Genomic DNA, 402 nt, shown 5'->3' with positions numbered 1-402 from the left:
CTCGCCTTAGGACACCTGCGTTATCGTTTGACAGATGTGCCGCCCCAGCCAAACTCCCCACCTGACAGTGTCTTCGTCTCGGATCGGCCCCCGGGAGCCCGGCGCGAGGCCGGCGGGGACCTTGAGTCCAGAACGTGAACCTCGCGGTTCGCCTCCGCTCCAACGAATAAGTAAAAAAACGATGGGAGTAGTGGTATTTCACCGTCGCGGCGCCCCCCTCCGCCGCCCGTTCCCCCCACCGACGCCCCCGCGAGGAGGGCGCCGGCAGGAGGGCGGGGCGGGCGCAGGGGTTGGTGGCGACCGCTCCCACTTATCCTACACCTCTCATGTCTTTTCACAGAGTCAGACTAGAGTCAAGCTCAACAGGGTCTTCTTTCCCCGCTGATTCTGCCAAGCCCGTTC

At 63.9% G+C, this 402-nt stretch carries 1 rRNA gene; it reads right to left on the bottom strand.

Features of this window, described 5'->3' with window-relative positions:
* A 23S ribosomal RNA gene (locus D0T87_RS24340) occupies positions 1 to 372 on the bottom strand; the annotation flags it as partial.
* Between the last annotated feature and the right edge of the window lie 30 nt (positions 373 to 402).

This window comes from Bacteroides sp. 51, assembly GCF_010500965.1.
Classification (GTDB): Bacteria; Bacteroidota; Bacteroidia; order Bacteroidales; family Bacteroidaceae; genus Bacteroides.
The sequence above is the reverse complement of the archived record's forward strand: the minus strand, read 5'-3'. Positions and strand labels throughout refer to the sequence as shown.